Annotated in this window: 20 protein-coding genes; 15 read left to right on the top strand and 5 right to left on the bottom strand. The window is 50.7% G+C overall.

The window, feature by feature from the left end; translation table 11 throughout:
• Positions 1–152: 152 nt before the first annotated feature.
• From ACQG19_RS05970 to ACQG19_RS05955, 4 genes are all read right to left on the bottom strand, one after another.
• The gene (locus tag ACQG19_RS05970) at positions 153–1,025 is read right to left on the bottom strand and encodes an ATP-binding protein (RefSeq protein WP_139963545.1); all 873 of its coding nucleotides are present in this window, start codon (positions 1,023–1,025) and stop codon (positions 153–155) included.
• Positions 1,010–1,864, bottom strand: a complete 855-nt coding sequence (locus ACQG19_RS05965; RefSeq protein WP_426725837.1) for a replication protein — start codon at positions 1,862–1,864, stop codon at positions 1,010–1,012. The genes ACQG19_RS05970 and ACQG19_RS05965 overlap by 16 nt, the downstream gene beginning before the upstream one ends.
• Before the next feature lie 82 nt (positions 1,865–1,946).
• On the bottom strand, positions 1,947–2,168 hold the full coding sequence (locus ACQG19_RS05960; protein ID WP_000449472.1) for a CII family transcriptional regulator: 222 nt from the start codon (positions 2,166–2,168) through the stop codon (positions 1,947–1,949).
• A gap of 40 nt (positions 2,169–2,208) precedes the next feature.
• Positions 2,209–2,436, bottom strand: coding sequence for a transcriptional regulator (locus ACQG19_RS05955; protein ID WP_426725836.1), 228 nt, complete (start codon positions 2,434–2,436; stop codon positions 2,209–2,211).
• Positions 2,437–2,546: 110 nt separating this feature from the next.
• On the opposite strand from ACQG19_RS05955, the gene ACQG19_RS05950 reads away from it, so the two are divergent.
• The 3 genes from ACQG19_RS05950 to ACQG19_RS05940 all read left to right on the top strand — a co-directional run bounded on the left by ACQG19_RS05950 (position 2,547) and on the right by ACQG19_RS05940 (position 4,003).
• Positions 2,547–3,236, top strand: coding sequence for an XRE family transcriptional regulator (locus ACQG19_RS05950; protein WP_426725835.1), 690 nt, complete (start codon positions 2,547–2,549; stop codon positions 3,234–3,236).
• Positions 3,237–3,498: 262 nt separating this feature from the next.
• Positions 3,499–3,861, top strand: a complete 363-nt coding sequence (locus ACQG19_RS05945; protein ID WP_023294194.1) for a hypothetical protein — start codon at positions 3,499–3,501, stop codon at positions 3,859–3,861.
• 13 nt (positions 3,862–3,874) lie between these two features.
• Positions 3,875–4,003: a hypothetical protein gene (locus tag ACQG19_RS05940; protein ID WP_255309986.1), complete on the top strand. Its 129-nt coding sequence runs from the start codon at positions 3,875–3,877 to the stop codon at positions 4,001–4,003.
• A 151-nt stretch (positions 4,004–4,154) separates the two neighbouring features.
• Here ACQG19_RS05940 and ACQG19_RS05935 read toward each other — a convergent pair whose 3' ends face one another.
• Entirely contained in the window at positions 4,155–4,352 is a 198-nt protein-coding gene (locus ACQG19_RS05935) for a hypothetical protein (protein ID WP_032619408.1), read from the bottom strand.
• A gap of 632 nt (positions 4,353–4,984) precedes the next feature.
• On the opposite strand from ACQG19_RS05935, the gene ACQG19_RS05930 reads away from it, so the two are divergent.
• From ACQG19_RS05930 to ACQG19_RS05875, 12 genes are all read left to right on the top strand, one after another.
• A complete protein-coding gene (locus ACQG19_RS05930) occupies positions 4,985–5,260 on the top strand; it encodes a hypothetical protein (protein ID WP_155027295.1) in 276 nt (91 codons plus the stop codon).
• A gap of 137 nt (positions 5,261–5,397) precedes the next feature.
• Complete coding sequence (locus tag ACQG19_RS05925) at positions 5,398–5,673, top strand: antitoxin (protein ID WP_201745548.1); 276 nt, start codon at positions 5,398–5,400, stop codon at positions 5,671–5,673.
• Positions 5,670–5,828, top strand: a complete 159-nt coding sequence (locus tag ACQG19_RS05920) for a hypothetical protein (RefSeq protein ID WP_426725834.1) — start codon at positions 5,670–5,672, stop codon at positions 5,826–5,828. Before ACQG19_RS05925 ends, ACQG19_RS05920 begins: the two co-directional genes overlap by 4 nt.
• Positions 5,825–6,034, top strand: a complete 210-nt coding sequence (locus tag ACQG19_RS05915; protein WP_000607101.1) for a cell division protein FtsZ — start codon at positions 5,825–5,827, stop codon at positions 6,032–6,034. Before ACQG19_RS05920 ends, ACQG19_RS05915 begins: the two co-directional genes overlap by 4 nt.
• A gap of 71 nt (positions 6,035–6,105) precedes the next feature.
• The gene (gamL, locus tag ACQG19_RS05910; protein WP_182930923.1) at positions 6,106–6,387 is read left to right on the top strand and encodes a host nuclease inhibitor GamL; all 282 of its coding nucleotides are present in this window, start codon (positions 6,106–6,108) and stop codon (positions 6,385–6,387) included.
• Positions 6,388–6,396: 9 nt separating this feature from the next.
• The gene (locus ACQG19_RS05905; protein WP_426725833.1) at positions 6,397–7,311 is read left to right on the top strand and encodes a recombinase RecT; all 915 of its coding nucleotides are present in this window, start codon (positions 6,397–6,399) and stop codon (positions 7,309–7,311) included.
• The gene (locus ACQG19_RS05900; protein ID WP_032105028.1) at positions 7,308–7,790 is read left to right on the top strand and encodes a siphovirus Gp157 family protein; all 483 of its coding nucleotides are present in this window, start codon (positions 7,308–7,310) and stop codon (positions 7,788–7,790) included. The genes ACQG19_RS05905 and ACQG19_RS05900 overlap by 4 nt, the downstream gene beginning before the upstream one ends.
• 8 nt (positions 7,791–7,798) lie before the next feature.
• Positions 7,799–8,227, top strand: a complete 429-nt coding sequence (locus ACQG19_RS05895) for a regulator (RefSeq protein ID WP_426725832.1) — start codon at positions 7,799–7,801, stop codon at positions 8,225–8,227.
• Positions 8,224–8,376: a DUF1317 family protein gene (locus ACQG19_RS05890; protein WP_126508927.1), complete on the top strand. Its 153-nt coding sequence runs from the start codon at positions 8,224–8,226 to the stop codon at positions 8,374–8,376. The genes ACQG19_RS05895 and ACQG19_RS05890 overlap by 4 nt, the downstream gene beginning before the upstream one ends.
• Positions 8,373–9,032 carry an MT-A70 family methyltransferase gene (locus ACQG19_RS05885; RefSeq protein WP_058648105.1) on the top strand — a complete coding sequence of 220 codons (660 nt, stop codon included), beginning with the start codon at positions 8,373–8,375 and terminating at the stop codon, positions 9,030–9,032. Before ACQG19_RS05890 ends, ACQG19_RS05885 begins: the two co-directional genes overlap by 4 nt.
• Positions 9,029–9,247, top strand: coding sequence for a hypothetical protein (locus tag ACQG19_RS05880; RefSeq protein WP_032621601.1), 219 nt, complete (start codon positions 9,029–9,031; stop codon positions 9,245–9,247). Before ACQG19_RS05885 ends, ACQG19_RS05880 begins: the two co-directional genes overlap by 4 nt.
• Entirely contained in the window at positions 9,244–9,759 is a 516-nt protein-coding gene (locus ACQG19_RS05875) for a hypothetical protein (RefSeq protein ID WP_213808213.1), read from the top strand. Before ACQG19_RS05880 ends, ACQG19_RS05875 begins: the two co-directional genes overlap by 4 nt.
• The last annotated feature ends 1 nt before the right edge of the window (position 9,760 follow it).

Here is a 9,760-nt window from a genome sequence, read left to right as displayed (position 1 = left end):
ATATTCACGAACGATTGCGAGCGAGATTACGGCTATTTCCCAACTCGATTTGTAAAGTGCTTTTCGCTTTTCATCGGTATCAACGCGCTCTATCCAGGCTGCATCGCCTTTCGAATATTCGTTGATAACGACATAGTCATCGCTGCATGCTTTCACGCTGCCCCCTTGGAACGGTAAGAATCCCAGGTGAATGACAGCGTGCACCCGCCGCCATCGCTCATGCGGTCAATAACGCGCTCACTTACGAATGCTGCCAGTTCTTCTTTGGTCTGGTTGCTGATCAGGATGGTCGGCTTCATCCGCTCATATCGGGTGTTGATGATTTCGAACATGATCAACTTCTCGGCGTCGCTTCCGAACTGCACGCCGACCTCGTCGATAATCAGCAGATCAGGTTTCGTGAAGTAACGGATCACCTCATCCTCAGTGCGGCTTGAACCTTTCGACCAGGTTGACTTGTACTCACGGGCAATTTTCAGCGCCGTGGTAAACACTGCAGAACTCTGGTGTTCTGTGATCGCATGCCGTGCGATAGCCAGTGCCAGGTGATTCTTTCCGGTACCTGGTTTGCCGCACATCACAAGACCGCCACCCTTCTGCAAACGCTCTGGCCAACGGCTTGCATATGCCTGGCACACCTTAAGTGCGCGTTTTGCGTCGTCGTTCACTGGCTCATAGTTCTGCAGCGTGCAGTTTTCGAAGCGCGCCGGGATGTTCAGTCCGTCCAGCAGGCGCTCGATGTTTCTTTTGCGGGCTGCTTCGTTGATGCTAATTCTTTCCGCCTGCAAGCGGCCTAACTCCTCTTTGAGGCATTCAGGGCAGCAGCTTGGGCGCGGGGGAATTTTCACGACAGAGTTTAAGAAATGCCTGGTCCTGCATTCAAAGGGGCCATGCGTTTCGCAGTTCTCGGTGCTGATAGTTAGCTCGATATCTTCATGCTGAACTGGCGGCTGGCTCAGCTCAGCAATGCGTTTCTCAAGTTGATTGATTTTTTCATCCAGCGTCATGATTAGTCCCTCGCCCATGCAGGAATTTCAGTCTGGCCATAGTCCTTGCCAGCGAAGTTCTCAGATACGCGTGACGGAGTACGGGAAGGCTGCTTGGCTCCCTTAGGCTCAAACAATCCCTGCCAGCCGTTCGCAATGCTCTGGTTGATGATTTCTTCAGGCTGATATCCGCTGCACTTGCAACGCTCGAGCAGGTTGATGGCCTGGGTAACCGTCTGCTGAGACTTGATCGGTTTCTTCAGGTCGCGACGATAATCGACCCATGACTTCCAGACTGAAACTGACAGCCATTCAGGAAGCTCAACGCCAGCCGGATCGAACGAAGCCGGCTTGGGGGATTTAGGGGGTTTATTAATATTGTCTTTATTGTCTTTTGTATGTTTGTCTTTTGTGTTTACCTGATTTGGGTAAGTGTCGTTACCTGATTCGGGTAAACATTTATTACCTGATTCGGGTAAATTTACCTCTTTCAGGTAAACTTTATTTTCGTTACCTGATTTGGGTAATTTCACCCATTCGCTGACCGCTTTGTTAATCCCCACAGTTCGCCCGATTTGGGTAAATACCCCACGCTTAACTAACGCACTTTTAGCCGCAGAGCATTTGTGTGGGAGGATGCCGGTCAGGGCAGATAACTGATCATTGCTTACCCAGTCCGCCTTTTTGTTGAAACCGTATGTTTTGCGCATTACTGCCATGAAGACCAGCAGCTGATGCTGAGACAATCCAGCCAGCATGACAGCCTCCAGAAGTTCATTGGCGATGCGCGTATAGCCATCATCAAGATCTGCCACGCGCGGCTCCTTAGGTGCCACGTCAGGCACAGGGAAATTGATTACTTCGGCAGTGTTTGCCATAATTGCTCCTGTGAATTGATCCAGTTAATTCCACCTGAAAGCCGTTGGTGTTACAGCACCTCGGCTTTCGCCCTTTCTGCGTTCATGCTTCAAAATCTCCCTTCACTCCATCCCGGTTAGAAATCAGGATGGCCAGCAGCAGCGACATGTTCGGTACCAGGTTCTCCCGCCACCGGCTGACTGTGGATTTGTTGATGCCAGCTACTTCGGCTATCCGGGCGGTACCCAGATCTGCGATTTGACGCTGCACCCAACTCTCAATTCGTCGTGCCTCCGCTTTGTTGCGTGTCGTTAAGGTTTCCATTTGCGATACTTCCTCTGAATTAATTGGTTATTGCCGCCGGTCAGGCGGCATGGTTCTCTGGGTGTGGAAACAGGTCGGGAAGATCAGGTCGAATTTCGTGTGCCTTAATCTCGCCACCAGTAGCGTTTACGATGGCTGTTACTTTTTCCGGAGATACGGAACCACCTTTAAGCCACTTGTGAACCGCTGGCTGGCTAACGCCGCAAATATCTGCGAGTCGCTTCTGGCTGCCAACGATTTCTAAAGCTCGTTGAATAACTTTGTTCATGGATTTTACCTATCCGATTACTGGATTAATGAAAAGATAACCCAAGTTATGGGTATTGTCCATAACCTTTGTTATTTTACTCTACATAACCTCGGTTATATATTGATAAGATGAAAACATTTGCAGAACGACTGAACGCGGCTATGTCGGCCGCTGACATATCTCAAGGACAGTTGGCTGATAAAGTCGGTATATCCCAGCCTGCAATTCAAAAGATGACGTCAGGTAAAACGAGCGGCAGCCGTAAGATGGTCGAGCTAGCTCATGCTCTGGGTGTAAGGCCGGAATGGCTTAGTTCTGGAGTGGGGGAAATGCGGATTGATGGTAATGTGCCATCGGCGGCCCAACCTGTCTCGGAAACAATTGATATCTTTCGGGTTGATGTTTTAGACCTGAAAGTAAGCGCTGGTCCGGGGTCTTTTATGATTTCTGAATTTGTTGAGGTCCTGCATGCTATTGAGTTCACAACTGAGCATGCCAGATCTCTTTTCGGGAACCGCACTCAAAATGATGTGAAGGTGATGACCGTAGACGGTGACAGCATGTGCCCAACGATTCAGTCGGGAGATCGCCTGTTCTTTGACGTTTCGGTGAGGAACTTCAAGGTTGACGGAGTATACGCATTTGTCTTCGGGCAGCACTTCCATGTCAAGCGCCTGCAGATGCAGGGCCTGCAGTTAGCCGTGCTTTCAGATAATCCGGCTTACAAAGATTGGTATGTGACAGAAGAAAATCAGGACCAGCTATACATCATGGGTAAAGCGCTTATTCACGAATCGATAGCTTACAACAAACTGTAGCAGTGGCCGGAAGAGACTTTTGGTTAGAGACGAAGCTGCGGCTGGTGTGATAGCCGTCATCATTCAATATGATTGATGAAAATCATCATAAAGTTTGTGTTCTTTTAGTCGATTTTAAGTGTATATATATCATGTGCGCGCGATATAGAGATGTTTCCTTTCAAAGTCAATTATTTCATTGCTAAATCGTGCTTATTGAGCGGAAATCGTCCAATTCGCATTGAAAAACGGTTGGAGAGATCCTATATAAGGAGTATAGTTAGTGACCCAAAACGTACTGCCAATCAATCAGCGCCTCCACGATCAGGCTGTTGATGAGTTCAATCGCCTGCATGGAACAATGATTGGCGAAATTAGCGCAATGTTGAAAACCGCTAAAGTGGCACCTCTGGTAGACCTTCGCAAGAAGGATCCAACGTTTTCAAATGTTGTCGCAGAATTGAGAATGTTCCGAGATGTGTGTTGTGCCCTTGCGCCGCACTTTCTCGTGGACAAAACTGGCGAAATCGCTGACATCGACAAGTTACTAACACTGGCTAATGACCTGGCTCAAGCCATCGACGCTGATGACCCTGACGCACTATGCGCAGCTATAGCAGCCCTTGATGTAGAGCCTTATATTTAATGAGGGGATCAAAATGACTAAAGAGTTTGACTATGCTACCGTAAGTAAGCTTTTGGCTGAAATGCGCGGATGTGTAGAGCGCGTTCAAAATCTACGCCGCGACTTTGAAGCTCGAATCAGTCATTCACAAAAAGCTGCCTGATTTTTAAATCAGATTTGTAAAGACCCGGCCACCGAGCCGGGTTTTTTATTGCCCACCCATAAAGCTATCCGCCATTCTGCCGATAACTATCCAGCCTGAAGCTGATAACAATAACTATCGCAACACTACCTGCCCGCCCGTGCGGGCTTTTTTATTGCCCTTTCCGCACTATCTCAGCTGCATCCCTGTTCACACCCTTCCCTGTCACGTTTCCTGTTTCCTTCCGGTACTGCTCCAGCTTGTCGATGATGTTTTGCTGGGTCATAGGTAAATCTGCCAGTGACAACTCCATGACCGCCCGCCCCATCGCCTGAATTTTCATGCTTATACGCTCTTCATCCAGAACCATGCACATCCCTCCTGCTGTTTTTTTAAGCATAGCACTCATGATTTACAAAAATAAATTCATTTAGTTATCATTAATTTATAACTTATGTGATTAATATTATAAATTAGGTTATTGCCATCACTCATAACTAAGGTTATCTTTAATCCATCGAAACGAAACATCGACAGCTGAGCGAAGTTAGCCAGCGGCGAAGTGGAGATTCGGTCAGTCGAACGGCGCGACAGTAAACCATGCGTCGGACCATAGGCGGGCTCAGGAAGAGCGGCAATTATGGCAAAGCGAAAAATGATTTATTCCAGTCCATTCGAAGCTGAGTGGGCTGTGCTGAATCACAGAATCTTTCACGCCCGACTGGGCATCACGTTTAAATGGCTAGCCGCTGCCACCCTTTTCGACGCGGCGCACCGTATCGGAGGAGTTATGTAACAGGTAACAGTGACGACTGAAAACCAACATTCAGCCCCGGATTATGCCGGGGCACACCGTGGAATGTTTTGGGCTGGCAGACGGTTATCAGCTAGTTGGTGAGGTAATGGCTCACCAAGGCGACGACGACCTTCCCTGCTTCATTGTTGGGAGCCAGCGCCAAAGCATTTCTCCCGCATCAGCGGGTAACGACAGAGGGTAAGGCAATGAAAACAAGTAGCGGACAAGAGATTTTAAAGGGATTCAATGTTCGTGATATCTCTGCTGATTATGACGAGCCAAGGTTTGATGTTTTGTTTGTCCACGATGATGGCAAATGCCGGTATTCAAACTATGTTTTTGGTTCTGAGCAAGAAGCCATCAGTTACGCAGAAACATGTAACGCCAGCACAGCAGACGATGAATGCTGGGACTACTACCAGCACTCTTCAACCAGCGCCGACTGGAAGCTGATTCATCACATTGAAGCTAAAGCCGCCTAACCAGCGGCTTTTTTATCGGCCATACATAGGCAGATTTTCGAGTCTGCCCATTTATGACAACCGGCGGCCATCCACCGCCCATTAGCGCAGAAGTCTTGTATTAACGTTCAGCAGCCCAGCTTACGGGCGGAGTGATTATGCAAAAATTTATCGTTATCCAGCAGCACGCATGGTCAAACGACCACGGTTACGGCATTGGTTATTCCTCAGATTTGGAAATATTTGATAAGCGGGAAGTGGCAATTTCTCACGGATTTGAAGTAGCAGGTTGTGATGATTTCAATATCGGTGTTATCGACGACGGCCGACTAGTGTCGCTCGACTGGATGGAAAAGCCAGTTGGTAACGGGAAAGGTGTTTCAGTTGAGAAACTCCAGATTATCTCTGATGCCATTGGCTTGGAGGCATCATGACAGTCACCCACAACGGCAAGCAGTATACCGCCAAAAAGCTCAACGATAACGAGTGGCAGCTGACGTCTGTAGCAAACCCGCGGGAAAAACTGGTGCTGAACCGCTGGCAGATGCATATCGCTGGCCTCCTGGAACAGGTTGAGGTGAAGGTATGATCAATCACTACGGCACCACCCCGCTCATTCGCCAGTGCGTCACGCCCGGCATGATGGCATTGCATGAAGGCCGCACCTATCGCGTCTCAGCAGTCATTCAGGAGCGCAAATGGGTGTACCTGCACACCGATGCAGAAATCATCCGCCTCAGTGACTGCGTGATTGACGTCCTTCTGGACGGTCACGGAAACCCTATCCAGCACTAACCCCCTATTCAACCGATCGTCCTGGCTCAATGCGGGCGGGATCTGCACATCCAAATTTCAGGAGTTCAGCCATGAACGCATACCTCACTTACGACCGCATCGAAGATCGGCGCTGGGTTGAGCAGCAACTCACCGACGAGAAAGAGAAGTGGATCGACGACAGAGCGAAAGAACTGATCGCCATGTTCCCGAAAGACCCACTTTCAATGCGCTCCCTCTTCCTTCCAGCGGCAGCCACCCTGGCGCTAACCGGTGATAAAGCACTTGAGCATTACAACGACTATATCACTCGCCTTTGCTACGACCGCGCAGAAGAAGAGTGGGATCGCCTTCATCCAACCTGCCCGTTTTAAGGAGTGATTATGAGCTTCGATCTGATTCAGTTCGTTAAGGAGCAGGAACCGCTATTTGTCGGCGCCCTTACCGACCAGTCTCTGACATGGGCAAAGGAATGCCAGTTCGCTATCCAGTTATTCCAGCGCAATCAAAAGTTGGCAGAAACGGCGATTGCCAACCCCACCAGCGCCCAGAACGCGATTATCAACGTTGCAGCTGTCGGCATTAGCCTGAACCCTGCAAGCAAACTGGCTTATCTGGTTCCGCGCGACGGTATGGTCTGCCTTGATATCAGCTATATGGGCCTTCTGCACATCGCCCAGTCGGCTGGCGTCATCAAGTGGGGCCAGTGCAAGCTCGTTCATGCTGGCGACGACTACGAGACGCTGGGTCTCGATAAGGCGCCAGCTCACAAATACAACCCATTTGCTACACCTGACGATCGCGGCGCCGTTATCGGTGGCTACTGCACTGTTAAAACCGCTGATGGCGACTATCTCACTGAAGAGATGAGTCTCGCTGAGATAGAAGAAATCAGGAAAGTGAGCAAAGCGGGAACATCACCAAAAGGCCCATGGGTCAACTTCTGGTCTGAGATGGCCAGGAAGACGATCGTTAAGAGAGCCTATAAATACTGGCCGCGTGCTGACCGTCTGGATAATGCCGTCGATGTGCTCAACGAGAGCGAAGGCATATACACGGAGCCAGTTATGCCCTACACCCCTGAAAGCGAAATCATCCAGTCGGAAGAAAACGCAAAACAGGAACTTATCAACACCATCCATTCACTATGTGAGGACATGAAGCAGGCGAAAAATTTGCATGCTCTCAAAACTCACTTCCAGGCAGCTTACAAAATGACGGTCGGAATGCAGCTTCAACAAGGGGTTCAGGCCGTCTATGCCAAGTGCAAAGCAAAATTCGAAGAGGTTACGCAATGACAGCTCTTTACCAGATCGCCAATGATTTCGCAAAGCTGACTGATTCAGGCATGGAGCCTGAAATGATAGCCGACACCCTTGATGGCATTGAGTGGGAGCTGGAAGCAAAGGTCGAGCAGATCCTTGCTGTCTGCAAAAACGAATCTGCTTATGCCGAGGCGCTGAAAGAAGAAAGCAAGCGTCTTGCAGAGCGCGCAAAAGCCGCAGAAAACCGTGTGTCGAGCATGAAAGATTATGTGGCCACCTCCCTCGAAACAGCAGGAAAGAAATCACTGAAGGCAGGCATTCATCAGGTAACGGTTCGCGCGCCTTCCAAGTCAGTAGAGATTACAGATGCCAGCGCACTTCCTCCTGAATTCGTCGAATACGAGACGAGCATCAAGCCAGACAAATTGGCTATCAAACACCAAATCGAAGCTGGCGTGGATGTACCTGGCGCGCAAATAAAACTCGGCAAACCTTCACTCATCATCAAGTAGGTGGAGCCATGAAACGCACACCCTTCTACCGCAGACCCGGGCGAACCGGGCAATTCTCAGGCCTCCGGGAGCGCGTTATCTGGATGATTCAGACGCGCGGCCGCCCGGTATCCGGCAGCGAAATCGCCGAGAAGTTTGGCGTAACGCTGATTGAGTTTAACCGGGTCGCCAACGGCATCACCCGCGGCTCCGGACAGATAGCTCAGATCGTTGAGTCGGAAAAATGGATCAACGATGACGGCATCTGCGACCGGACATTCGACCTGGTAACGAAACCAAAGGTCGTAACTCCGCAGGGTAAATCGCGGCTGTTCACCCGGCGCGCCATAGAGCAGTCGCAGGAAGGCAGGCGGCAGGAGTGCATTGAACGTGCAGCACGCCGTCGCCGCCTGATTGCTCAGGGCCTCTATATCGACGAAATGGAGTCCATCCTATGACTCACGCTCACGACGACATAAGGGTTGGCACACTGTGCCTTCCCTTCATTGGTAACGGCTGGCTAATGCCATGGGGTGAAGTTGTCTGTAATCCATTAAAGGCGCAGCGCCTCGCTGAGGAATATCGGGAAAGGCAGGTGGCGGCATGACAGCGAAATACTCACTTCTGTATGCCGATCCACCCTGGTCTTACGGCAACACCATCAGCAACGGCGCCGCCGCCGGCCACTACTCCACCATGAAGCTCATCGACATCAAGCGCCTGCCAGTGTGGGAACTTGCCGACGAAAACTCGGTGCTGGCGATGTGGTACACCGGCACGCATAACCAGGAGGCTATCGAACTGGCCGAGGCCTGGGGCTTCACCGTTCGCACGATGAAGGGCTTTACCTGGGTGAAGCTGAATCAGAACGCGGAACTGCGCATCAACAAGGCGCTGGCCGAGGGTGAAGTCACCGACTTTTACGACTTCCTCGATCTGCTTAACGCCGAGACGCGCATGAACGGCGGAAACCACACCCGGGCCAACACCGAAGACCTGTTGATTGCCACCCGCGGCGCCGGGCTGGAGCGAAAGCATGCCGGGATTAAGCAGGTGGTCTACAGCCCGCTCGGCGCGCACAGCGAAAAACCGTGGGAAGTTCGGCACCGGCTTGAGCTGCTTTACGGCGATGTGCCGCGCATTGAGCTGTTTAGCCGCAGCGCGGCACCGGGCTGGGATCACTGGGGAAATCAGTGCGCCACCGCCGCGGTAGAACTGCTGCCCGGCTGCGCCATCCAAGTCGTGAAAATGGAGGCCGCATGACACCAGCAAATGAAAACGCCATCCGAGCAGCCTGCCGCCGCTGCACCGAGGAAATCCAGCAGGCCATGCGCAAGAAGCCAAAGCCTAACTGGAACGAAACGGTGCCTCCCATCATCAACAAGCATCACAAGAAAATTGAAGCTCTGGGAGTTAGCCTCCTGGAGTTCGTCGTATACACAGGTCGGCTTAATCGCCGCTTCGGAGTGGAATCGTGAGTTATTCAACAGTTATAAAAGTTTGGCCTGGCGAGAAGTCTGAAGAAGATGAAGAGCTCCGCAATGGCTGGGGAAGTGGCCCTGTCATTTGGAACGACATGGCAATGAAATATCTTGGTCTACAGGCCCATCAGTACATGATGAAAATAGATAGCCTTTGGCCCTTGGCTAACCGCCTTGATATTCCATATCACCATCGCGCTGTCCTCGCTATGACATACGACCGCATGTATGTGAAGCAGGAACATTACGCGTTGGCAGCAGATTGCATCCGAAAATACCTAACTGACTTCCCGGCTGATGATAAGTATGTAAACCACTGGCCCCGCATTGCTGAAATTTTTGAAAGCTCACCTGAGTGCCCAGCTATTGGTTTATGGCTCACCTCGGTATGTGAAAACCCATTCCTTGGCGAGTGGGATGAAGACACCGAAGATTACAAACAGCCTGATTGGTCTCGTTACTGGAGCCTTTTTGATGATCTTGACGCAAGCGAAAGTGGTGCCGCATGAA

The sequence above is a fragment of the Enterobacter cloacae complex sp. 277I4 genome (assembly GCF_050031465.1).
Lineage (GTDB): Bacteria > Pseudomonadota > Gammaproteobacteria > Enterobacterales > Enterobacteriaceae > Enterobacter > Enterobacter cloacae.
Note: the sequence above shows the minus strand (reverse complement) of the source record. Positions and strands in the feature narration are given on the sequence as shown.